Consider the following 22,811-nt stretch of genomic DNA (forward strand, 5'->3'; position numbering starts at 1 on the left):
ACTTATTTTTTGTTGGGTTCACAAAAAAGATCAAACGTATTCATGACCAAATAAATGAGGATAATAACGGCTGAAATCGGCAATATTGAATACACCGTCGACATCGGTAATTGCAGTGCTGGAGAGAGTTGTTGTGTGGTTCTTCCCATTAGGGCGATGCCACCTTGAAGCATTGCTAGAAATACAAATGCGCCAGAAATGATATTGATGAGTACATGTAATGCGATATGTGCTTTACCCTTAAGATAACCATCCAATAACGTTATTGCTAAGTGTCCTTTGATACCGAATAAGTAGCTTGCTCCTAATAAGCCAAGCCATACCATCGCATAACGAGCAAGTTCATCAGTCCAGTTACTTGGATCATTCAAAACATAACGACTAAAGACCTGCCAAGTGACAGTAACGACAAGTAACATTAGTGCAAAAGAAGAGACAAAAAGAATCAGCCTATCAAGTAGGTTTCTGAAAGTTGCTAACATGGTGTGATACCTCAAAAAATTTTGCCTTAGCAAAGCCAAGGCAAAATTATATTTTCACTAAGACTGATTAAAGAGCTTCAATTTTTTCAATGAATGGAGCTAGTTTTGGATCTTTTTTCGCCTCATCAATCATAGGTTTAACAGCTGCACGGAAAGGGGCTTTATCAACTTCAACAAACGTGACACCTTCTTTCATTCCTTTCTCTTTGTTCATGTCATCTGTTGCATCCCAGATTTTGATCTGCTCTTCAAGAGACTCAGCAGCAGCTTCTTTTAAGATCTTTTGCTCTTCTGCCGTTAATGAACCCCATTTGTATTCTGAAATGATGATCACGTCAGGTGTCATCATGTGCTGGTCCATAGAGTAAAATTTGGCAACTTCGCTGTGTTTCATTTCAACTAAGCTAGAAATATTATTTTCAGCACCGTCAATTACGCCTTGTTGCAGCGCCGTGTATACCTCATTGAAAGGTACAGGCGTTGCTTTACCACCTAATAGGTTAACCATTTCCATCATGGTTGGAGAACCCGGAACTCGAACTTTCATACCAGCGAGATCAGCCGGTGAGTTAATGGCTTTTTTAGCGTAGAAGCTACGTGTGCCTGAGTCATAGAATGTAAGACCGATGAAGCCTTTACCTTCGCTTGAAAGCAGCATCTCTTGTGCAGCTTCACTTCGCATGAAGGTTCTCATATGTGGAACGTCACGGAATAAGAAAGGCAGTGCATTAACCTTAAACGTTGGTTCAAAAGATTCGGCTAACCCACCATTGATTTTGGCCATATCAATCGCGCCAGTAACAACTTGCTCCGCTTGGTCACGTTCAGAGCCTAATTGACCGTTTGGAAAGATCTTAATCGTAAGTTCACCATTCGATTTTTCTTTAACTTTATCAGCCATGATCACCATGCCTTGGTGAGCTGCGCTTTCTAATGACATTGCATGCCCTAACGTCAAAGTTTTTGCTTGAGCGCCAAATGCCATAAGAATTGAAGCCGCTGCAATCGTCAGTAGGTGTTTTTTCATGTTCTTCTCCAGAATCCATTTTGTAAGAGGTACAGTTTTTATATGCAACGCTATAGCTAAGTTTGAAATCTAACGTTCAATTGCACATCGCTCATAGCAGTAACGTTTCATTACAATATTCTTACCCTATGAATTTTGTATTACAATACTATATGTATATTTTGTGAACTAAGGTTTATCTATTGGCCTGAGAACCTAATTGATTGTGATACCAATCATATTTGGGACTAATTAGACCATTAATCAGTTCTACTTTGGATTTTTTTGTAATTTCGATTACTTTCAACTGCTTTAAGAACAATCTCTTAGTAAAAGAGTATCGATCTATTTATGTTATTTTAAGACATTAAATTCAGTTATGGAGCACGACAAAGAAGGTCTCCTCGCTCGAAAACGCGAGTCGTGAACAGTGCTTTGTGAGGTGATGAAGGCAAGGTTTTCGGTTGGATTTAGGTAACAAGAATAGATAAAGGCAATAGAGAGAAGCTTGAGAGGATGAATTGTTTGTAACAAAAATCCGAGAGCCTTACAGCCCTCGGATTTTTGTTTTTGGTGTTCTAATTTTTAGGCGTTAAACGAATTACAAATCAGCGCCATAGATATCAAACGTGAAGTACTTAGCGGCGATCTTGTCGTAAGTACCGTTTGCTCTGATCTCTTCAATCGCAGCATTGAATTGTTTCGCCAATTTTGAATCCTGCTTTCTTAATGCTAACGCCGTACCCTCACCGATGTAGGCTTTGTCGGTAACGGCTTTGCCTTTGAACTCAAAACCCTCGCCTTCTTTCTTATCTAAGAAAGCCAATGACAGTTGATCTGAGTTGCCGAAGGTTAGATCTAAGCGACCATTTTGCAGATCCAGATACACTTCATCTTGCCCTGTGTAACGCTTAATGTTGGCCACACTGCCAAACTTGTCGGTTACGTAGCGATCGTGAATCGTACCTTGTTGAACACCTATAGTTTTGCCCGCCAAGCCCGCCTCATCAACGCTGAACTCCGCGCTTTTAGCAGCAACAAACACGGCTGGAGTTTGGTAGTACTTATCAGTAAATAAGATCTTACGCTTACGCTCTTCGGTGATACGCATTGACGCCATAATCACATCTGACTTTCTTGCCAACAAACTTGGAATTAGCGAATCCCAGCTTTGTGAAACCCAAGTACAATCGAGTTTAGCTTGCTCACACAAGGCATCAGCTATCTCAATATCAAACCCGACAGGCACACCGTCGCTGTTTTTATAGTTGAATGGCGGATACGTAAAGTCCGACGCCAAACGGATTTCTTTCGCCTGTACCGTTGTACCAAGTAAAGCGACCGCACAAGCGAGTCCTAGTATTATCTTTTTCATCATTGCCATCCTAGATATGATCTTTATCGAGTTGAGATTGAGTTTCTTTATGTTGAGCTTGTTGAATGTGTTTGCCTTGTTGACTCTGTTCTAATTCGGTTTGGTAACGTGTTAGTGACGTTATCACTTCTAGCATGCTCTCTTGGCTACCAATACTGATTCGAACACAGTTACGCAAAGCCGGTTCATGGTTTTGGTTCCTTGTCACAATGCCGTCCTTCGCCAAGACACTGAACACTTGATGCCCAGCTTTTTGACGCAGCAAAATGAAGTTTGTCGATGAAGGGTAAACAGACTCGATGAAATCAAACTGCGTTAACTCACAAGCAAACCAGTTACGCAGCTCAACCAGATTCTGCGTCGCATCTTGCATCACTGAGACTCGTTCATCAGACAACGCGTCTAATACAATTTGAGATGAGCAATCTGGCATCGGATAAGGTGGAATCAGCTTCGCGACATACTGCATCACATTTTGACTCGCTAAGATAAAACCACAACGAACTGCAGCCAGTCCAAATGCCTTAGACAAAGTGCGAATCACAACCAAGTGCGGATAACGCTCAATAAGGCTAACGGCTGACGTTTGTGGTTCAAATTCGATATACGCTTCATCGACGACCACTAGAGATTTTCCAGTCGTGCCTTCCAGTACCTGAATCAAATCCGATTTAGGAATCACATTGCCCGTTGGATTGTTTGGTGAGCAAAGAAACACGATATTCGCCAGTTTTGCCTTATTCACAATATCAGCGACGTTCAGGCTAAAGTCTTCCTGCAATGGAGAGTCCAAGGTATTAATCGCCAATGCATCAGCGCAAAACTCATACATCGCATACGTTGGAGAGCAGATAAGTATGTTGTCGCACGCCGGTTTACAGAATGTTCTGATCAGCAAATCAATCGCTTCATCTGCACCACGAACAGCCACAGTCGCGGCATCGGTACTACAGTAATCTTGATAAGCCTTAGCAATATCTTGTGGTAAGAAGTCTGGGTATCGGTTGTGACTTGCTTCTCCTTGAAACAGCGAGCTTTCCAATTCATTGGCGTTTAGCCAGACACGTCCATCACCACCAATTCTTCTTGCCGATTGATAAGGTATTAATTTTTTTACAGCCTGAGGCACTAAACTATCAATAAAAGATGTCAAGAAGCTATCCCTTTCACAAAATCACAATGTCTTCATCATTGCCTTCATATTCAAAAAATGTGACTTATACACATATTGAATCACAAATGATGATTAAGTATTTACATTCAAACAGAACACTATTGATAAATGAATCGAAATAATCACATAATAGCCATGATAAAAAGTCATAGGTAAAGATATGAATCGCACACTTCCTTCTACCAAAACCTTGCTCGCGTTTTTGTCTACGGCAAGGCACCTCAACTTTACACGCGCGGCACATGAGCTCAATGTTACGCAAGGTGCAGTGAGTCGTCAGGTATTGTCGTTTGAAGAAAGCCTTGGCTGTGATCTCTTCTATCGCCATGCTCGCGGATTGTCTTTAACGCCGAAAGGAGAAGAACTGGTTCCCCTGATACAAGGAACGATTCATCAGCTGCAATCGGCTCTAAATCAAGTGGCTAGCTCTCCGTCTAAGATCAAACTCAACGCACCGAGCTGTATTACCTCTTGGCTACTACCTAAGTTGATGTCTTTTCAGCAAGCCTATCCTGAAATTGATGTCGAACTGACGTCGACCATCAAGCACGTCTTCGAACCAAGCTTTGATCCGTTTGACGCCGTAATTACCTATGGTAAGAAGCCAAACCAACAATCGATTATCAGCCAATTATTGTTTAACGAGCAGCTAGCGCCCGTTTGCCAAGCACAAAGCATTACACAGAGCCATCTTGTCGACGACGCATCGACCATCATCAAGCCACACAAGCTTGCCCAATACACTTGGCTACACGCCAACAATGAGCAAAGTGATTGGCGACTTTGGTTAGAGCACATAGGCAGCCACGACCTTTCAAGCAAGAACAACCAACAATTCGCAACACTCGATCAAGCTATGAACGCCGCCATTCAAGGGTTTGGCATTGCCATAGGCGACATCACACTGGCCAAGCAAGATATTGATTTAGGTAGATTGGTAAAAGTGAGCGAAGGCAGTGTTTTCTCTGGAAATGGTTACTTCTTGCTGCAACCCAAGAATCGACAAAATACATCCTTATCTACGCTTGTTGATTGGCTCGTCGATTAGCGGCAATCATTGTTGGTAGGCCTCTTTATAAGCGGCAGGAGAGCGTCATAATGAGAATTTTTCCGTTCTCAAAATGAAACTATTTGATGTCTGTTTCGTATTGATTGTCAGAGAATAGAACGTACCTTCCTTTAACTATTTGAAAAGAAGTTCAATTCTATTTAGCCGGGAATTTATTCTGTTCCGTTGGAGAAAATGGCATTCGAGTTGCTTTGTCATAGATAACCCAACCAATATACAGCAGGTTGCACCAGTTTCACTGCAGCTTGTCACGGAGGATAGGCTATGACCTTACAAAGACATACGTATTACGGCTTGATTCACCATGGAATTAAAACCCTATTAATGGACAGAATTGGCCACTTCACAGAGCGTGAATATCACGAGTATCTCGACTTAACGACCGGTAAATCGACATGTTTTGCCATGAGTGAGCAAGAGCTCGAAAACACCTTAGACAGCTTAAAGAGCGAAGGTTACCTTGAAGATATCAAAAAGCTGATACCTCGCTATCAAACCTCGTCAATGCGATAACCTACTTCAACTCTTTAAACACGATGAGTGGTTAGATTGAATTAATTGGCACCCAATTGTCTCGAGCTATTTAGCATCGAGACAGTTTTCGTTAGACTGTCAGCAACTCAACTAACTGGATAGTCAGTGTCTCATGAAACAAATTCTTGATTTCATTCCTCTCATTATTTTCTTTGCGCTTTATAAGATGTACGACATCTATACCGCGACCGGCGCTTTGATCGTTGCCTCTGCAGTTCAAATTATTTTGACTTATTTCATCTACAAGAAAGTCGAAAAAATGCAGGTCATCACCTTTCTAATAGTTGCCGTATTTGGTGGCATGACCATCTTCTTGCACGATGACAACTTCATTAAATGGAAAGTCACCATCGTTTACGCACTGTTTGCGATTGGCCTGACGGTCAGTCACATCATGGGCAAATCAGCGATTAAAGGTATGTTAGGCAAAGAGATCACACTGCCTGATTCGGTATGGGGCAAGATCAACTGGGCATGGACGCTGTTCTTTACCCTATGTGCCGTTCTCAACGTTTACGTTGCTTTCAGCCTACCGTTGGATGTTTGGGTCAACTTCAAAGTGTTTGGTCTACTCATCGCGACCTTGCTCTTCACCTTGCTCACTGGTGTTTATATCTATAAGCATCTACCAAAAGACCAGCAGAAAGAGTTAACGGATAAAAATACCGACGAGAAATAGCCCTTAGGGATGAGTCCTCATACCCTATTTGATACAATTATTATCAATATGCGATTGGCCAATGATACTCGTGATCATTGGCCGCTGATTATTTGTGTTCGGTGAAGACGTTAAAAATTAGACCACCACGAGTCTCGTAAACACATCTATTTAAATTTAAAACAATCAATACCATTAAGAGTACGACAATGACTATTCAATCAACTTTGAACCCGATTGGTTCTTTACTTCTTCGCACATTAGCGATGCCTTCTGATACAAATGCAGCAGGCCAGATTTTCGGTGGTTGGATAATGTCACAGCTTGACCTTGCTGGCGGCATACTGGCAAAAGAGATATCTAACGGCAAGATAGTCACGGTTTCAGTATCGAGTATCGAGTTCAAACAGCCGGTTTCAGTGGGTGATGTTGTGTGTGTTTATGGTGACTGCACTAAGATTGGTCGCAGCTCGATGAATATCGACCTAGAAGTCTGGGTTAAGCCTGTACTTGATCACGGTATCGGCGACCGCTACAAGGTTTGTGGCGCGACATTCAACTACGTTGCGGTTGATGAAAGTGGTAAGCCTCGCCCAATCAACAAATAACACCTTTTATTAAGCGTGTGGCACCGATGGTCTTTAGTTTTTATAAATGAAATTACTAGGGCGTATTGACCTTTCGAGCTGACTTTTGCAGCGAATTGCTGGGTATTTATACAAGGCAGAGGCTTTGATGTGTAGCTAGCCTCCATAAGAAGCCGATAACGTAGTAGAAATGACCAGCAAACGCTGCCCGAAGGGTTCAGCTAAAAGCGTTTTACTCTTTGTTGAGGGAGATTTGCTTAGAATGACTAGGCTACTTCCCCCTCGCCGCGATTAAAACGCTTTTGACTAGGCGTCCCCACCCGAACAAAATTTAACCACGAAAGGTCAACACGCCCTAACGACCATACAACTCTCTCGCACCAATTCACAATTTCTTATCATTAGCCCTTCCAATACCAATTAGTTCGCGTAAATTAGCAAGATAGCGAATTTAAACGCCCCAAATTTAGTGAAGTAAAATAAGGATATCTCAATATGTGGTACGTGATTTTTTCTCAAGACGTCGAAAATTCATTAGAAAAACGCCTAAGTGTTCGCCCACAACATCTAGAACGCCTACAAACACTTCACGATGAAGGCCGACTGTTAACAGCAGGTCCAATGCCAGCGATTGATTCAGATAACCCTGGCGAAGCAGGCTTTACAGGTTCAACTGTGATTGCTGAATTTAACTCTTTGGAAGATGCACAAGCATGGGCAGACGCTGACCCGTACATTGATGCTGGCGTTTACCAAAATGTGATTGTAAAACCATTCAAGAAAGTATTTTAACGTGAAAAAATGGATTATTGGCTCACTGGCTTTAGCTCTGCTTGCAGGCTGTGCTTCAAGTGAGCAAGACGAACAAAGACAGCTAGAGATGATGGCGCAGCACCGAGCTGGCGTTTTATCTGCAGGCCTGCCGATTGAGTATGGCCCACTGTCGGTCATGCGCGTGCTAGCAAAAAACACGGTTATCGAAATCATGATGATCTACAACCAAGATGCAAAAGGTGCTAAGCCTTTAAACCAAGTTGTAGACATGAGTGTGAATAGCTACTGCACCAACTCTGAAGTGAGAGCAAACCTTGATATGGGCTTGGCTTACAACATCAAGATTCGCAACACTCGCGGACAACTGATGGTTGAGAAGTTGATCAGCAAAGAGACGTGTCAGAGCAGCAGCTAGATTCTAGCTCGAGATTCGAACAAGTATAAAACCAGAAGGCCTCGCAAATGCGAGGCCTTTGTTTTATGAAGCAATCAAAATCCTAAGCTGAATTATGCCTCGGTTGATTCCCACTCTTTACGCAGTGCTTTAGTTGCCGAAACTAAGTTAGTCAGCGCCGCTTCCGTCTCTGCCCAGTTCCGTGTCTTCAGCCCACAATCAGGGTTTGCCCACAAACGTTCCGCTGGAATTTTCTCTGCCGCTTTCTTAAGTAAATCAACAATCCACTCTTCTGACGGGATGTTTGGTGAGTGAATGTCATAAACGCCAGGTCCAATCGCATTCGGGTAGTTGAACTCTTCAAATGCTTTCAGCAGTTCCATGTTCGAGCGAGAAGTCTCAATGGTAATCACATCGGCATCTAGCGCGGCTACTGAATCAATGATCTCGTTGAACTCGCTGTAACACATATGGGTATGGATCTGAGTTTCAGGTTTCGCACTTGCCGCTGAAATCTTAAAGGCATCGACCGCCCACTCTAGGTATTCTGCGTGGTCACGCTTTTTCAGTGGCAAACCTTCACGAATGGCTGGTTCATCGATTTGGATAATGTTGATGCCGGCGTCTTGCAAATCAGACACTTCATCTCGCAGCGCAAATGCCAATTGATTAGTGATCTCTTTGCGTGAAATGTCTTCACGTGGGAATGTCCAACATAAGATAGTGACTGGGCCTGTCAGCATCCCTTTCATCTGCTTCGAGGTCAGAGATTGGGCATAGGTCGACCATTCTACGGTCATCGGCTTCTCACGCTCTATATCCGCGACCACAATCGCCGGCTTCACGCAGCGTGAGCCATAGCTTTGTACCCAACCAAACTTAGTGGTTTGAAAGCCTGCTAGGTTTTCTGCAAAGTACTCCACCATGTCGTTACGTTCAGCTTCGCCATGAACAAGCACATCCAAATCCAGTGCTTCTTGACGTTTAACGGCATCCGCAATATGGCCTTTCAATGCAGTGTTATATTCCGCTTCACTCAGTTTGCCAGTGCGGTAAGCGCTACGTTGAACACGGATCTCGCCTGTCTGTGGGAATGAACCAATGGTTGTGGTTGGTAACAGCGGTAAGCCTAACACCTCAGACTGGTGCGCGGCACGTTCTGCGTATGGAGCAGTGCGCTCTGCTAGCGCTTTAGTTATCGTGTTAATACGAGCTTGAACTTGCGGCTTATTCACATGAGTTGCACTCTTGCGTGCAACAATCGGGTGGCTATACGTCTCACACGCTAAAATGGCATTTTGGTCGCCGTCTAACGCCGCACCCAATAAGCTCACCTCAGTGACTTTCTGTTTTGCAAAGGCAAACCAACTCTTCACTTCTTCGCTAAGCGTCTCTTCTAACTCAAGGTCGACTGGGCTATGCAGCAATGAACATGAACTTGCGACCCATAGTTTATCGCCTAGCTTTTCTTTCACTGGTTGCAGCAACTCAAGCTGCGCGGCTAAGTCTGCTCGCCAAACATTGCGTCCGTTGATTGCTCCTGCAGAAAGCACCCAATCTTCAGGTAGCTTGTTCACCACTTGATCGAGTTGCTGGGGTGCGGCAGCCAAATCGATGTGTAAGCCGTTGACGGGCAGTTCCATGATTTTATCTAACGTGTCAGTCACAGAATCAAAGTACGTGGTAAGGAGTAGCTTCACATCACCTTGAATCACCTGATAAGCCAATTTGAATGAATCTGCCCACTTAGTCTCAAGTTCCAGAGAAAGGATAGGTTCATCGATTTGTACCCACTCAACGCCCAACTTGGCCAGTTTTGCCAGAATCGCTTGGTAAGCTGTAAGCAAACGTGGGAGCAAGGTTAAACGGTCAAATCCCTCTTCCACTTCTTTGCCGAGATATAAATAAGATAATGGGCCTAGAAGAACTGGCTTCACCTTATGCCCCGCTTTAATCGCTTCACTCACTTCGTCAAACAGTTGTGGCCAACTCACTTCAAAGGTGTCGTCTTTACTGAACTCAGGAACAATGTAGTGATAGTTAGTGTTGAACCACTTCGTCATATCTGATGCTGCTGCACCATCTTTAGCGCTTTCAGAGCCGTGCTTAGCGCCACAACAAGTTGGCTGCCTTTGAGATTGTATTTGAGTTTGAGATTGACCGCGACCAATGCGGAACAAGGTATCTAAATCTGGGAAGGCTTTTTCACCTTCTGATCCACCAGCGTGACGCTCAGGTACATGACCTAGAAGTAACGTCGTTGTTAGAACATGGTCGTACCATGCGAAGTCACCCGCAGTTGCAAAGCTTAGATTCGCCTTAGCTTGTACATTCCAGTTACGATTTCTTAGTTCGCTACCGAGTTGCTTTAAATCTGATTGGTTAATCTCACCGCGCCAGTATTTTTCTAAAGTGAATTTGAGTTCGCGTTTTTCGCCGATACGTGGGTAGCCTAAAATATGCGTTGTCGTAGTCATGAACCTGTTCCTTATTCAATAATTTTTAGTGTTCGATCAAACTGCCTAGCTTATGGTTTAAGTTCTTTACAAGGCGTCTAGATGGCTAAACTATCTCCCTAATCTGAACGATGAACAACGTCCAAATATTCATCTTGTTTATTAAAAATATTCATCTTGAATAATCTAAAGCTGAAAAATTAAATCCATCTGGACATCTAGACGTTTACAAATGAAAGAAAACCCCGTAGGGTGATTATTAAGAAATATTAAATTGGCTTAGGGAATATGAGGAAAACTCATGATAGAGCTTAAACACCTTCGAACATTGACTACCTTAAGAGACAGCGGCTCGCTAACAGCGACGGCAACTTCTCTTCACTTGACTCAGTCGGCGCTTTCTCACCAACTGAAAGACCTTGAGGCGCGTATCGGTGGTCAGCTTTTCCTACGTAAAACTAGACCAGTTAAGTTCACCTCTGAAGGTGAGATTTTGCTTAGGCTTGCCGATGAGATACAGCCAAGAATAGCTAAAGCGGAGAACGAACTCGCGAGCCTGAAAGAGGATGTGAATGGTCGTTTGCACATGGCGATTGAATGTCACTCATGCTTCCAATGGTTAATGCCTGCTTTGAAGGAATATCAAGTGGCTTGGCCAAGCGTAACGCTAGATTTCTCGTCAGGCTTTGGGTTTGAGCCGCTACCCGCGCTAATGGCAGGCGAGCTAGATTTGGTGATCACCTCTGATATACAGCCTCGCTCTGAGGTTCACTACGAACCACTCTTTGATTTTGAGATGCGTTTGATCACCGCGATCAACTCGCCTTTGGCCGATAAAGCGAGCATTGATCCGCAAGATCTTAGCGATCTCACCATGCTCTCCTATCCTGTTCAAAAACAACGTTTAGACGTCGTGAAACACTTTTTGCAACCAGCAGGTGTAGAACCTAAGAAGTGGAAACAAGCAGACAACACCTTAATGTTGGTGCAAATGGTATCGGCAGGATTAGGTGTCGCGGCATTACCAAATTGGGCGATCAGTGAGTTCTCAAGACAAGGTTTGATAGCCAGCAAACCGTTAGGTAAAGGGCTTTCAAGAAGACTGTTTGCCGCAGTAAGAAACTCAGAAAAAGACAAACGTTACCTACAGGCTTTCTTTAGCACAGCAAGACAGCAGAGTAAGAGTCACTTAGATGGTATTGAGGTCGTTTAAGAGGTTCATTATTGAGCTAGCTTAAGCCTGTATTAAATCGGAAAGGCAAACGCCAGAAACAAAAAAAGTCACAGATAATCTGTGACTTTTTAGTTTCAGTATCGATGATTTTCGATATCTGTTGATTCGCGAAAATAGACTATCTTGGATAAGACTTAAACTGGTTAGTCAATGGGTCGTATTGATAGCCAAGCATATCGAGCTTGCCCACGACACTTTCTATATCCATTTCATACATACTGATCAGCTCTTCAAAGCTATCGCACTCTAGGCGAAGTTTCTCATTCACGATTCCCAGCAAGATAATGCTATCGAAACCTTTGACGTTGCTTAAATCCATCTCGTACTCCTTACGAACACACCGACTAAAATTAAGTTTAGAACGCTTACCAAGGCCATGCTAAAAAACTGATCACACTTCTTAAAGAGAATGCGTGATTAATGAGCGCACGTAATTAATGAAAGTGCGCGATTAAAGTGCCCACACTGGCGTTAAACCCACAGCCGCAGCCAATAACATCAGTAACGAAACCGTCAGTTGAAGTTTTTCCGGGGTTTTAACGAACAGTAGATGCCAACACCACACCACGATAGCTGAGATTAGCAAAGCAAAGCTGAACAGTAGCGCTGAAATCACTGGTTCTAGTTGAGCTTCAGACAAAGAATAGACACTCACGACTGTTGCCAAAACCACCAACATGCCCGTCAAAACACCAACAACAGGCAGAACACGGTGAAATGCCTGTAAGCGTGTTCTTGCAATCGTCAGCAGTAAATGGCCAAACGCTGAGCCTAACAGTGCCACTAGCAATACAGTAGTGATGATACCAACGGTAGTTGCTTGTTCCGTCGCTTGGATAGCAACGTAAGACAATGCCAAACCACAAGCTAAGTACATCACCCAAATAGGGCCAGAATCGCGTGTCTTCTTAGTTTGAACTTGAGAATAGAAATAAAAGATCGCAAACACGACCAGAAAGGCTTCAATTTTTACTGAGGCAACGGCAAGCCACAGCACGCCAATCGCAGGTAACATCTTGTGGATACGACCACGCTGCCCCGGACAAATATCCCCTTTCACCAAGATGAGGGTTAAGATCAGTTGGGCTCCTAAAAGCATCGGAGCAAATTGTACTAATAACGTTTCGACCATTGTGGATCTACTTCTTCAGACTTATTTTCGCGAATAATATCAAAAACTGCTGCGAACACTAATCAAAATCACAAATTAGCGACGTTATTCAAGGCTTCAACTATGCTGTTGTATGGTTCTTTTGTCGCCATTTACCGTAAAAAGACGAAAGACACCAGAACTAACAGGGGCATGTTCTACTGGCTAGTCTAGGCTCATGCCGCTATAATTCCCGCCTCAAAAATCAGAGGTTGAAATATGTACAGCGATATCACTCCTATTCACGAACACAAAAAATACTGGGCCGAGTGCTACGGAACTGCACCCTTTTTGCCTACCAGTAGAAAGGAGATGGATGCTCTTGGATGGGATAGCTGTGACATTATTATTGTAACTGGTGACGCTTATGTCGATCACCCGAGCTTTGGTATGGCTATCATCGGCCGTCTGCTTGAAGCTCAAGGTTTCCGCGTGGGCATTATTGCTCAACCAAAGTGGGACAATAAAGATGCCTTCATGAAGCTAGGTAAACCTAACCTATTCTTCGGCATCACAGCGGGTAACATGGACTCCATGATCAACCGCTACACCTCTGATCGCAAATTACGTCACGATGATGCTTATACTCCGAACAATGAAGGTGGTAAGCGTCCTGATCGTGCAACTCTGGTTTATTCTCAACGTTGTCGTGAAGCTTACAAAAGCACGCCAATCGTGCTTGGTGGTATTGAAGCGAGCTTACGTCGTGTAGCTCACTACGACTACTGGTCAGATAAAGTTCGCCGCTCTGTATTGTTTGATGCAAAAGCTGACATTCTTCTTTTTGGTAACGCTGAGCGTGCACTGGTTGAAGTAGCACACCGCATTGCCGATGGTGAAGACATGTCTACGCTGACCAATATCCGCGGTACTGCTATCAATCTTCCTGCGGCCCCTGAAGGCTTCAAGATCATTGACTCTTCTCGTATCGAAAAGCCGAACAAAGCGTATGTTCCGGTTAACCCGTACGAAGTTGAAACTCAGTGTGATACCAAGAAAGACGAAAAAGAAGAAGTAAAAGCGCAACCTATTACTATTCGCCCTTCTCGTCACGATGCAAAAACTACAGCGGTTCGTATCCCAGGTTACGAAAAGCTAAACAATGACCGTATTCTTTACGCTCACGCTAGTCGTATTCTGCACCTTGAGACAAACCCGTACTCAGGTCGTGCTCTGATTCAACGTCACGGTGATCGCGAGCTTTGGATTAACCAAGCGCCTATTCCATTGACCACAGAAGAGATGGACTACGTGTTTGGCCTTGCGTACAAGCGTGTTCCGCACCCGATGTACGGCAAAGCGAAAATCCCAGCATACGACATGATCAAAACCTCGGTTAACATCATGCGTGGTTGTTTTGGTGGTTGTTCTTTCTGTTCAATCACAGAGCACGAAGGTCGCATCATTCAGAACCGTTCGAAAGAATCTATCTTGGATGAGATCGAAGACATTAAAGATAAAGTACCGGGCTTCACAGGTACTATTTCTGACTTGGGCGGCCCAACGGCGAACATGTACCGTTTAGGTTGTTCAGATCCAAAAGCTGAAATTAACTGTCGTCGTCCATCATGTGTGTTCCCGAAAATCTGTGAAAAGCTAAACACAGACCATCAACACACTATCGACCTGTACCGCTCTGCGAGAAAAGTACCGGGTGTTAAGAAGATCATGATCGCTTCTGGTGTACGTTACGACTTAGCGATTGAATCTCCAGAATACGTTCGTGAGCTTGTGACTCACCACGTTGGTGGTTACTTGAAGATTGCTCCAGAGCATACTGAAAAAGGCCCACTGGATCTGATGATGAAGCCGGGCATGGGCACTTACGATCGTTTCAAAGAGATGTTCGAGAAGTACAGCGCTGAAGCCGGTAAGAAACAGTACTTAATTCCTTACTTTATCTCTGCTCACCCGGGCACAGAAGATGAAGACATGCTTAACCTAGCAATGTGGCTGAAAAAGCACAACTACGAGTGTGACCAAGTACAGAACTTCTACCCATCGCCAATGTGTAATGCAACGTCGATGTACTACTCAGAGACTAACCCTCTGAAACGCGTGAAATATAAGAAGCGTGAAGATGTTCCTGTGCCGAAAGGTGATCGTCAACGTCGTCTGCATAAAGCACTGCTTCGTTACCACGATCCTGAAAACTGGAAAATCATCCGTGAAGCACTGATCAGCATGGGTAAACAGCACCTAATTGGTGACAAAGCAAACTGCCTAGTACCAGCAGAAGACTTTGATGCACAAACACCGGCACAACGTCGTAAGTCTGGTCGTCACGGTTCACAACGCTTTGCGACTAAGCACAGTAAATCTCAGCCAGGTCTTGGTGGCGAAAGCCCACGTAACCACTCTGGTAAGAAACCGGGTGGCAAGAAGCCGAATGGTAACGGCAACGGTAGCCAAGGTAATGCTAACCAAGGTGGCGGTAATGGCAATGCTCGTAAACCAGCGACTGGCTTCATTAAGAAAGGTCCTGGTGGTCAGCAATCACAAGGTAATGGCGGCGGAAATGGCAAACCAAACCGTAACAAAGCGGGCAATGGTCAAGGTGGCAAACCTGCAAGTAACGGCAAGAACCGCCAGCGCGCAGCACAACGCTAATATCGCGAACCGATTGACTTCGCTATCGTAAAAACACAAAGCGCAGCTATTTAGCTGCGCTTTTTTGTGTCTGTTACAAGATAGCCTAACGAGCAAACACCCAATACTGACTAAGCAAATAGTTACTGACCATGCCCACCAAGATGCCAACCGCCATTGCGATAAACACTGCCCCAGTAAATGCAGGCAGCAATTCAGTCATCAACTTAAAGCACAGCAAATTAGGTATCGCCGATATTGATGCAGAGAACATGAACTTTTGCCATTGAATCAGCTTTTCGGACCAATTCCCCTGCCCTTTGAATTCAAAGGTCAACACTCGATTTCCAAACCAGGTTGTCGTTGCTGAAACGATGAAAGAGCCAATTCGAGCACTCATCAAAGGCAGCCCAATAACGTAATGCAGCAATGCAAACACGGCACAATCGACAACAAAGCCACCCGCCCCCACCATAGCGAATTTAATCATCTTATGGTGAGGTTGTAGTTTTTTGTTTAGCGCGTCGAACTTGTGGCTAAACAGTCTCGATGACGAGTTAAAATTGAACATCGCCATCACTTCGAATATAGCTCAACGATAGATTTGGTTTGATATTTTGGCTATGACAACTAAATAGAGCGCGCTTGATCTTCACCGTCGGCTCTAAAATACAGGTTAACGCGTTGTCTTTAATCTTGGTTTCTACTTCCGCTCTTTTACCAATCAGATAGAACTTGTCGATACCATCTAACTGTTCAACATCGAGTAACTTTTTCGCTTGTCCATGACTGTAAAACTGCCCGGAGAACGGTCGTTTACCGACATAAAAGCTCGGCGCTTCATCCGTAATCTGTTCGAAGATAATACGGTCACTTTTCTCATTCGCTTTGCCTAAGTTGAGGTAGACCATTGCAATCATTAGCAACACAGGTAGCACTAAAGCCACACTCGAGAACCACTTCTTATCTTTTTCTACTACAAGCATTGCCACCAACAAGCCAAGGGCAGGAATGCCTGGCAACACATAGGCAGGAAGAATATTACCCGCCATGGTAAAAAGAATCAGAGGAGAGACCAACCAACACACGAGGAATGAAAACAATCCACTATGTTCAGCGTTAACTTCTGCGATTTTCTTACGACGGGCGAAAGTCAAAATAGGCAACACAATCGACCACGGTGCAGCCGCTTGAAGCCAAAACAACCAGATCATGCCTCTTGCTTGGTCATGGGCAGAACCGTATAAATCGCCCTCCCAGCCACTCACAACAAAACGCTTAAAGTGCTCGCCAACAATAAAGTAATCAATAAAACCCGGTGTTGCCATTTCAGCCATGATGTACCAAGGTAGAGCAATCGCTAACATCACACCTAAACCAGACAACAATGGGAAACGTTGCCAAAGCGCTTTGAAAGCACCAAAGAAGCCGTGTTGTAATACCAACCAAGGGAAAACTGCGATACCCATGATGACAATCGCTACCGGCCCTTTTGCCAGCAAGCCTAATGCTAAACCAATGAAACCAACATAACCCCAAGACCGATTAGTCTTCGCACTCCCTTCACCCTTCCCCGCTTCTCCTCCTAGCCAACATAGGTAGAAACCCAGCATGGCAATAGTCATCGCTAAGGTTAACGCGATGTCTGTCATCACAGCACCTGCCGCAATAGAGAAAATACCACATGTCGCCAACACTACCGCGGCAACCAACGCACTTTGCCCTGTTCGTTTCGCCATGTAAGCGGTCAACAAAATCGTTGCTACACCCGCTAACCAATGTGGTGCGCGAACGGCAAACTCACTCAGGCCGAACAACTCAATACCGGCAGCGCTCATCCATGTAAACAACGGTGGCTTACCCCAGAAAGGGATGCCGTAATCAAATTGAGGGGTTAACCAATTGCCGGTTTCTACCATCAAGCGAGCCATTTCTCCATAGCGCGCTTCCGTAGTATCCATTAAAGGGTATGTCGCCAGAGATAAGAGCCTTAGAACCAATGCAAAAGCCAACAAATACCATAGGTGCGTTCGGTTCAGGCTCATGCTGACTCCTCTAATTTAAAATGTGTTTTTAATGCTGGGGTATCGACCACCGATTGAATCAGATACAAAGGGCGGTTCTTGGTTTCAATGAAAATACGACCTATGTATTCCCCCATTAAACCAATACTCAGAAGTTGAATGCCGCCAAGGGCAAGTTGAACCACCATCATGGATGGGTAGCCAGTAATAGGCTCACCAAACATCATGGTTTTGAACACGATGAAGACGCCATACACAAAAGCGGTAAGCGCCACTAATCCACCAACGGCCGTCGCAATACGCAGTGGGCGGATAGAAAATGATGTGATGCCATCCATCGCCAATCCGATGAGTTTCAGGTAGTTCCATTTCGTCTCGCCACAGAAGCGAGCATCGCGCTTAAACTGAATCGTTGCTTGTCTAAAACCTGGCCATGAAAAGATGCCTTTCATGTAACGGTTACGTTCAGGCAGTTGGTTGATATGGTCGACAACCTCTCGGCTTAACAGTCGGAAATCACCCACATTTTCTGGAACATCGATCTTCGCTGCCACGTTCATGACTTTGTAAAAGCTTGCTGCTGAAAACTTCTTAAACCACGTTTCACCATCACGTTGGCTACGCTGCATATTGACGACGTCATAACCTTCGCGCCATTTGGCAATCATTTGAGGAATCAGCTCGGGTGGGTCTTGTAGATCGGCATCGAGCAAGATCACAGCTTGTCCTCGGCAGTGTTCGAGGCCAGCACTCATCGCTGATTCTTTACCAAAGTTACGGCTTAAACCGATCACAGAAATTGAGCTATTGATTGAAGTGAATGAACTCACCAAATCCAAGCTGTTGTCTTTGCTGCCATCATCGACATAAACAATTTCACTGGTGATGGGTAAGCTATCCAGTACCTTGGTTAAGCGAGAATGAAACTCTTCTAACACCTCTTGTTCATCGTAAAACGGCACAATGATCGATAGTGAAACGGCGGGATTGATCCGTGATGTGGAGACTTTAGGTCGGCTAATATGAAGTTCAGACATAATACGTTCTTCTATTTTTTAATCTGAATCCAATCTACCCCCTCATAAGTGAAAGTTATGTTATTGACATATTTTTCACGCTCACTCAGGATAATGTTACCGTCTATTTCTGTATGAGAATCAAAATGAAACGAGTTCTATTAGTCGAAGATAACCGTGAAATCGCAGGTGTCTTGTTTGATTATTTTGAGTGTATTGGCATGGAACTCGATTATGCGGACAACGGCGAACTCGGCCTGCAACTCGCGTTGGAAAACTCATTTGATATCATCATATTGGATCTGATGTTGCCAAGAATGGACGGCCTCACGGTTTGTAATAAACTGCGAGACCAAGGCAACGCGACACCTATTTTGATGTTGACTGCGTTAGATAGCCGCGATGATATGTTAAAAGGGTTTGAGCATGGTGCCGATGACTATCTAACCAAACCTTTTGATTTGGATATTTTGGAAGCCAGAATGAAAGCGCTTGTTCGTCGTTACCGAGGAAAAGTGGCTTCTTCTAAATTGCAGTTTGATGAACTCACCATCGACCAAAAAACGCGTAAAGCTTACCGTCAAGATAAGTTACTCGCACTCAACCCAACCACTTACACCATCCTTGAGATGTTGTGCCAAAAAGCACCAGAAGTGGTTACTCGCGAAGATATTTCCTACAAACTCTGGGAAGAAGACGAACCCAACAATGACGTGTTGCGCAGTCACATCTATCAATTACGTAACCAACTCGACAAGCCGTTTGATACTCAGATGTTGATTACCGTCCCTAAAGTTGGATTCCGTCTGGAGTCATCGAATTGATTTTAAATGTTCTCACGAGCACCAAAACCCTAACCGGCCGCTTAGCGGTTTTCTTTGGGTTAATGGCCGTGATTGTATCGACCTTTGTCTATTTAGTCTTTGTTGCCGCACTCTACATGTCAGAAGATCGCGTCGGTGAAAGACGCATCCTGATCGACCGTAACTATGCGGTTGGTTTATTCCAAGCAGGGGAAAGCGGTACGTTAAGAATTGATGACCTGACAATCGCCTACAATGATCTTTCATTGATACCTGCCGAATACCTCAAATACATTAAAGGCAAAGAAAGCTTTGTTGGCGAGGTAGGTGAAGAACCTAACTCTCGCATGGTGTATGTTGGTGAGTATTCTGATAAAGGTCAAACCCACCCAATCGTTCTGCTTTCCGAGATCGACCGCGTCGAGTTTGAGATTTACGAACTGGTTTATGCGACCACCTTTGTACTAACATTACTCTCTATTCTAATTTTTAGCTTTGGTGCTCTGCTCTATCGATTATCTAAACGACTGATTGAACCCTTCAATTCTATTTCCGAACAATTGGAATCCAATAAGCTCAACCTCAATGAAGAATTTAGTGTCAATGACGACGCCGCAGTTGAGTTTCGTCAGCTCACAGATCAACTCAATCAGTACCGAAGAGAAATCAATTCCTTACTCAAACGTGAACAAGCCTTTGCTCGCTACTCAAGTCATGAACTAAGAACACCGTTAACGGTCGCTCGTGGCGCAAATAAATTACTGCTAAGAAGCGAAACCACCGAGTTTCAATCTCGCCAGATTGAGCGCATTGATGAAGCCATTGTTCAGATGTCAGAGATGGTCGATGCCCTACTCGGCCTCGTGCGTTACGAAAGAAACAGTGACGATGCGCCACTGCGATTGTTTAGCCAACAAGAGTTAGAGACTATCGTCTCAAAAAACTCAGCACAGGCGGATGAGAAAGACGTCGACATCTCCATGTACGTTCAATCAGAACCCACAATTCAGGCCACCAGCGCGATAATGAATATGTTGGTCGGTAACTTGTTAAGAAACGCGATTGCAGCCACTAATAGCGGTACAGTAACTATTACCCTTTCTCAAGACAGTCTTATTATTGAAGACCAAGGCGAAGGCCTGCAGGAGCAATACAATCCAAATGGGCATGGGTTAGGTTTATTGATTGTCGAGGACTTATGTCAACGCTTCCAATGGGGCTTTGAATTGGTCAATCGCAGCTGTGGTGGATGTACCGCTAAGATCACCTTTCAAACCGATCTATCCGCATCCACCCCAGAGTAAATGAGTTCATAGTTCGAAGCTCAATATCGAACGAAAACTTGATTTAGTTGGTTTACAGCGGTCCCTAGCTACTAGATACTCGTCAGTCCTATTTGAACTATAAATGCTGGCTCTGAGTCAGCATTTTGTCTAAGTGCGATGAAACTAAATAATAGCCCTGTAACTCAACATCAATACAACGAGCACACCTTTTTCTTAAAGCGTGACGATCAGCTTCACTCCCACTTTTGCGGCAACAAAGCCAGAAAGTTCATGAAGCTACTGGAAGACGATAGCCCAAACACCACCACTCTAATAAGCTATGGTTCCGCTCAGGCTAACTCCTTGTTCTCACTCGCCGCACTTGCGAAAATCAAAGGCTGGACGCTTGAGTTTTACGTTGATCACCTACCTCGATGGCTACAAGAACGCCCACTCGGCAACTACCGTGGCGCTATCGATCTCGGGGCTGAGGTTATTTCAGTCAAAGAAACAGGCTCTGAGCTTCATCCACAAGAGTATATTGAGCAAGTAAGACAACCTGACTCACACTGCATTGTGTTACCCGAGGGTGGCCGCTCTCAGCTTGCTGAGTATGGTGTTAAGCAATTGGCAATGGAAATACTGAGCTGGACTCGCTTCGAAAACCAACACGATTTTGTGATCGCACTCCCCGCAGGGACTGGCAGTACTGCGCTGTACCTTCATAAGCATTTAAAAATGCACAACATCCCAGTGTTAACCTGTGCTTGTGTTGGTGGCAGTGACTATTTAACGCAGCAATTCAATGAGCTTGGCGAAAGTGAACATCCGCAGATATTACCGCTTAAAGCCAAACACCACTTTGGAAAATTGTATCAACAGGATTATCAAACTTGGTTGGCTCTACAAGAACAAACTGATATTGAATTCGACCTGCTCTACGACCCATTAATGTGGCAATGCTTAGAACAATGGCAAGAAGATAACCCAACCAAAACTGTCATCTATATCCATCAAGGTGGTATCTTAGGTAATGAGTCGATGTTGCCGCGCTATCAACGTAAGTACCCAGAACTTCGAAGTAGTCACACCGCTGATAACGCTACTTGGTAGTAATCCGTTCTTTTCTACTCTAATGCCCCGCGTTTCTGCGAACTGAGAATTTCTCAGCGCATCATGAACAGCCATCGCACTCCCTTTCGATGGCTGTTTATCAGTAATAGCCACCTGCTATCCCTGCCAGACATTTCAAGTTAGAGACAGAAATCTGGCGAGAATCATCGCGTTATCTATACTTTCGATTGGAACGTCAATTGTCATCGAAAGGAATTACGCATGCGAAAACTCACTACACTCGGCCTGTTTTCAGTTTTACTGCCCTTCTCTGCGATATCAGGAGAAAACGTCACTTACCAAGTCGATGGGATGGATTACGAAGGTTATTGGAGTGAGGCCAGTGACCAAGCACCTTTAGTACTGCTAATACACGATTGGGATGGCTTAACCGATTACGAAAAGAAACGTTCTGAGATGCTCAACGAACTCGGTTACAACGTGTTCGCCATCGACCTATTTGGTAAAGGCATTCGCCCAACCGAAGTGAAAGATAAAAAGCAACACACAGGTGAACTGTACAAAGACAGAGAGAAAATGCGTGCGCTACTCAACGCAGGAGCCATGGAAGCGAAAAGACTTGGCGGCAACTTAGATAACAACGTAATAATGGGATACTGCTTTGGTGGAGCTGCTGTATTGGAAGCTGCTCGTGCGGGAATTCCTTCGAAGGCTTACGTAACCTTCCATGGCGGTTTATCAACACCAAAAGGCCAAGACTACTCGCAGACTAAAGCTCCCGTAGTCGTGTTCCACGGCACGGCTGATGCCATGATTTCAATGCACGACTTTGGAAGCCTCGCCGCTCAACTTGAATCAACCAAAGTTCCGCATGAGATGATCACTTATAGTGGTGCGCCACACGCCTTCACAGTATTCGGATCGAATAACTATCAACATGAAGCTGACCAAAAATCTTGGCAACGCTTTACTCAGTTGTTAAGTTCGGTATCTCGTTAACTTTCAATCTAGGTAACAGCCCAACGGCAGCCTGTTACCTAATTCGTACTAATTATTAGCGAGTATTTCTTTAAATTTGGTGTTCGTCACTCAAAAAGAAAGCGCTTTCTTGTAGTGTATCTCTATTATCAATCAGGCACTCTGAATC

At 44.3% G+C, this 22,811-nt stretch carries 22 protein-coding genes; 12 read left to right on the plus strand and 10 right to left on the minus strand.

Annotation, left to right across the window (positions count from 1 at the left end):
- Positions 1–2: 2 nt before the first annotated feature.
- The 4 genes from AB4371_RS03560 to hisC all read right to left on the minus strand — a co-directional run bounded on the left by AB4371_RS03560 (position 3) and on the right by hisC (position 4,016).
- Positions 3–482 carry a TRAP transporter small permease gene (locus AB4371_RS03560; protein ID WP_004736522.1) on the minus strand — a complete coding sequence of 160 codons (480 nt, stop codon included), beginning with the start codon at positions 480–482 and terminating at the stop codon, positions 3–5.
- A 67-nt stretch (positions 483–549) separates the two neighbouring features.
- Positions 550–1,509: a TRAP transporter substrate-binding protein gene (locus AB4371_RS03565; protein ID WP_017063537.1), complete on the minus strand. Its 960-nt coding sequence runs from the start codon at positions 1,507–1,509 to the stop codon at positions 550–552.
- Positions 1,510–2,089: 580 nt separating this feature from the next.
- Positions 2,090–2,863, minus strand: coding sequence for an ABC transporter substrate-binding protein (locus tag AB4371_RS03570; protein ID WP_102393430.1), 774 nt, complete (start codon positions 2,861–2,863; stop codon positions 2,090–2,092).
- A 10-nt stretch (positions 2,864–2,873) separates the two neighbouring features.
- Positions 2,874–4,016 carry a histidinol-phosphate transaminase gene (hisC, locus tag AB4371_RS03575; RefSeq protein ID WP_017067399.1) on the minus strand — a complete coding sequence of 381 codons (1,143 nt, stop codon included), beginning with the start codon at positions 4,014–4,016 and terminating at the stop codon, positions 2,874–2,876.
- Between the two features lie 181 nt (positions 4,017–4,197).
- On the opposite strand from hisC, the gene AB4371_RS03580 reads away from it, so the two are divergent.
- The 6 genes from AB4371_RS03580 to AB4371_RS03605 all read left to right on the plus strand — a co-directional run bounded on the left by AB4371_RS03580 (position 4,198) and on the right by AB4371_RS03605 (position 8,074).
- Positions 4,198–5,085 (plus strand): LysR substrate-binding domain-containing protein, encoded by an 888-nt coding sequence (locus tag AB4371_RS03580; protein ID WP_017063534.1) that lies wholly within the window; start codon positions 4,198–4,200, stop codon positions 5,083–5,085.
- 285 nt (positions 5,086–5,370) lie between these two features.
- Complete coding sequence (locus AB4371_RS03585) at positions 5,371–5,619, plus strand: hypothetical protein (protein ID WP_017069991.1); 249 nt, start codon at positions 5,371–5,373, stop codon at positions 5,617–5,619.
- 133 nt (positions 5,620–5,752) lie between these two features.
- Positions 5,753–6,319 carry a septation protein A gene (locus tag AB4371_RS03590; protein ID WP_372148962.1) on the plus strand — a complete coding sequence of 189 codons (567 nt, stop codon included), beginning with the start codon at positions 5,753–5,755 and terminating at the stop codon, positions 6,317–6,319.
- 188 nt (positions 6,320–6,507) lie between these two features.
- Positions 6,508–6,906 (plus strand): acyl-CoA thioester hydrolase YciA, encoded by a 399-nt coding sequence (gene yciA, locus AB4371_RS03595; protein ID WP_017061510.1) that lies wholly within the window; start codon positions 6,508–6,510, stop codon positions 6,904–6,906.
- A gap of 474 nt (positions 6,907–7,380) precedes the next feature.
- Complete coding sequence (locus AB4371_RS03600) at positions 7,381–7,677, plus strand: YciI family protein (protein ID WP_004741234.1); 297 nt, start codon at positions 7,381–7,383, stop codon at positions 7,675–7,677.
- Position 7,678: 1 nt separating this feature from the next.
- Positions 7,679–8,074: a GspS/AspS pilotin family protein gene (locus AB4371_RS03605; RefSeq protein ID WP_017062026.1), complete on the plus strand. Its 396-nt coding sequence runs from the start codon at positions 7,679–7,681 to the stop codon at positions 8,072–8,074.
- Between the two features lie 92 nt (positions 8,075–8,166).
- On the opposite strand, the gene metE is transcribed toward AB4371_RS03605, so the two are convergent.
- The gene (gene metE, locus AB4371_RS03610) at positions 8,167–10,530 is read right to left on the minus strand and encodes a 5-methyltetrahydropteroyltriglutamate--homocysteine S-methyltransferase (protein WP_372148965.1); all 2,364 of its coding nucleotides are present in this window, start codon (positions 10,528–10,530) and stop codon (positions 8,167–8,169) included.
- Between the two features lie 280 nt (positions 10,531–10,810).
- On the opposite strand from metE, the gene AB4371_RS03615 reads away from it, so the two are divergent.
- Complete coding sequence (locus tag AB4371_RS03615) at positions 10,811–11,722, plus strand: LysR substrate-binding domain-containing protein (protein ID WP_102393596.1); 912 nt, start codon at positions 10,811–10,813, stop codon at positions 11,720–11,722.
- Between the two features lie 139 nt (positions 11,723–11,861).
- Here AB4371_RS03615 and AB4371_RS03620 read toward each other — a convergent pair whose 3' ends face one another.
- Complete coding sequence (locus AB4371_RS03620) at positions 11,862–12,062, minus strand: DUF4250 domain-containing protein (RefSeq protein WP_004736508.1); 201 nt, start codon at positions 12,060–12,062, stop codon at positions 11,862–11,864.
- A gap of 132 nt (positions 12,063–12,194) precedes the next feature.
- Complete coding sequence (locus AB4371_RS03625) at positions 12,195–12,875, minus strand: hypothetical protein (protein ID WP_372148968.1); 681 nt, start codon at positions 12,873–12,875, stop codon at positions 12,195–12,197.
- A 330-nt stretch (positions 12,876–13,205) separates the two neighbouring features.
- Here AB4371_RS03625 and AB4371_RS03630 point away from each other — a divergent pair, with 330 nt between their 5' ends.
- On the plus strand, positions 13,206–15,503 hold the full coding sequence (locus AB4371_RS03630; protein ID WP_408063617.1) for a YgiQ family radical SAM protein: 2,298 nt from the start codon (positions 13,206–13,208) through the stop codon (positions 15,501–15,503).
- 85 nt (positions 15,504–15,588) lie between these two features.
- On the opposite strand, the gene AB4371_RS03635 is transcribed toward AB4371_RS03630, so the two are convergent.
- From AB4371_RS03635 to AB4371_RS03645, 3 genes are read right to left on the minus strand one after another with little or no spacing between them, the layout of a single operon-like run.
- Positions 15,589–16,053 carry a GtrA family protein gene (locus tag AB4371_RS03635; RefSeq protein WP_102427837.1) on the minus strand — a complete coding sequence of 155 codons (465 nt, stop codon included), beginning with the start codon at positions 16,051–16,053 and terminating at the stop codon, positions 15,589–15,591.
- Positions 16,040–17,527: an ArnT family glycosyltransferase gene (locus tag AB4371_RS03640; RefSeq protein ID WP_372148974.1), complete on the minus strand. Its 1,488-nt coding sequence runs from the start codon at positions 17,525–17,527 to the stop codon at positions 16,040–16,042. Before AB4371_RS03640 ends, AB4371_RS03635 begins: the two co-directional genes overlap by 14 nt.
- On the minus strand, positions 17,524–18,543 hold the full coding sequence (locus AB4371_RS03645) for a glycosyltransferase family 2 protein (protein WP_050634924.1): 1,020 nt from the start codon (positions 18,541–18,543) through the stop codon (positions 17,524–17,526). The genes AB4371_RS03640 and AB4371_RS03645 overlap by 4 nt, the downstream gene beginning before the upstream one ends.
- A gap of 125 nt (positions 18,544–18,668) precedes the next feature.
- Here AB4371_RS03645 and AB4371_RS03650 point away from each other — a divergent pair, with 125 nt between their 5' ends.
- From AB4371_RS03650 to AB4371_RS03665, 4 genes are all read left to right on the plus strand, one after another.
- A complete protein-coding gene (locus AB4371_RS03650) occupies positions 18,669–19,346 on the plus strand; it encodes a response regulator transcription factor (protein WP_065585153.1) in 678 nt (225 codons plus the stop codon).
- On the plus strand, positions 19,343–20,629 hold the full coding sequence (locus AB4371_RS03655; RefSeq protein WP_372148976.1) for a sensor histidine kinase: 1,287 nt from the start codon (positions 19,343–19,345) through the stop codon (positions 20,627–20,629). Before AB4371_RS03650 ends, AB4371_RS03655 begins: the two co-directional genes overlap by 4 nt.
- Before the next feature lie 138 nt (positions 20,630–20,767).
- Entirely contained in the window at positions 20,768–21,703 is a 936-nt protein-coding gene (locus AB4371_RS03660) for a 1-aminocyclopropane-1-carboxylate deaminase/D-cysteine desulfhydrase (protein WP_372148978.1), read from the plus strand.
- 222 nt (positions 21,704–21,925) lie between these two features.
- Positions 21,926–22,663 carry a dienelactone hydrolase family protein gene (locus AB4371_RS03665; protein WP_372110734.1) on the plus strand — a complete coding sequence of 246 codons (738 nt, stop codon included), beginning with the start codon at positions 21,926–21,928 and terminating at the stop codon, positions 22,661–22,663.
- Positions 22,664–22,811: the final 148 nt, after the last annotated feature.

It is taken from the genome of Vibrio sp. 10N.261.51.A3, assembly GCF_041471965.1.
GTDB lineage: Bacteria > Pseudomonadota > Gammaproteobacteria > Enterobacterales > Vibrionaceae > Vibrio > Vibrio crassostreae_C.

Coding starts and splice junctions, on each gene's coding strand:
- AB4371_RS03630 (WP_408063617.1), top strand. CDS start 13,206: ATGGATGCTCTTGGATGGGATAGCTGTGACATTATTATTGTAACTGGT.
- AB4371_RS03640 (WP_372148974.1), bottom strand. CDS start 17,527: ATGAGCCTGAACCGAACGCACCTATGGTATTTGTTGGCTTTTGCATTG.
- AB4371_RS03585 (WP_017069991.1), top strand. CDS start 5,371: ATGACCTTACAAAGACATACGTATTACGGCTTGATTCACCATGGAATT.
- AB4371_RS03570 (WP_102393430.1), bottom strand. CDS start 2,863: ATGAAAAAGATAATACTAGGACTCGCTTGTGCGGTCGCTTTACTTGGT.
- AB4371_RS03635 (WP_102427837.1), bottom strand. CDS start 16,053: ATGTTCAATTTTAACTCGTCATCGAGACTGTTTAGCCACAAGTTCGAC.
- AB4371_RS03580 (WP_017063534.1), top strand. CDS start 4,198: ATGAATCGCACACTTCCTTCTACCAAAACCTTGCTCGCGTTTTTGTCT.
- AB4371_RS03590 (WP_372148962.1), top strand. CDS start 5,753: ATGAAACAAATTCTTGATTTCATTCCTCTCATTATTTTCTTTGCGCTT.
- AB4371_RS03620 (WP_004736508.1), bottom strand. CDS start 12,062: ATGGATTTAAGCAACGTCAAAGGTTTCGATAGCATTATCTTGCTGGGA.
- yciA (WP_017061510.1), top strand. CDS start 6,508: ATGACTATTCAATCAACTTTGAACCCGATTGGTTCTTTACTTCTTCGC.
- AB4371_RS03565 (WP_017063537.1), bottom strand. CDS start 1,509: ATGAAAAAACACCTACTGACGATTGCAGCGGCTTCAATTCTTATGGCA.
- AB4371_RS03665 (WP_372110734.1), top strand. CDS start 21,926: ATGCGAAAACTCACTACACTCGGCCTGTTTTCAGTTTTACTGCCCTTC.
- metE (WP_372148965.1), bottom strand. CDS start 10,530: ATGACTACGACAACGCATATTTTAGGCTACCCACGTATCGGCGAAAAA.
- AB4371_RS03560 (WP_004736522.1), bottom strand. CDS start 482: ATGTTAGCAACTTTCAGAAACCTACTTGATAGGCTGATTCTTTTTGTC.
- AB4371_RS03600 (WP_004741234.1), top strand. CDS start 7,381: ATGTGGTACGTGATTTTTTCTCAAGACGTCGAAAATTCATTAGAAAAA.
- AB4371_RS03650 (WP_065585153.1), top strand. CDS start 18,669: ATGAAACGAGTTCTATTAGTCGAAGATAACCGTGAAATCGCAGGTGTC.
- AB4371_RS03660 (WP_372148978.1), top strand. CDS start 20,768: ATGAAACTAAATAATAGCCCTGTAACTCAACATCAATACAACGAGCAC.
- AB4371_RS03645 (WP_050634924.1), bottom strand. CDS start 18,543: ATGTCTGAACTTCATATTAGCCGACCTAAAGTCTCCACATCACGGATC.
- AB4371_RS03625 (WP_372148968.1), bottom strand. CDS start 12,875: ATGGTCGAAACGTTATTAGTACAATTTGCTCCGATGCTTTTAGGAGCC.
- AB4371_RS03615 (WP_102393596.1), top strand. CDS start 10,811: ATGATAGAGCTTAAACACCTTCGAACATTGACTACCTTAAGAGACAGC.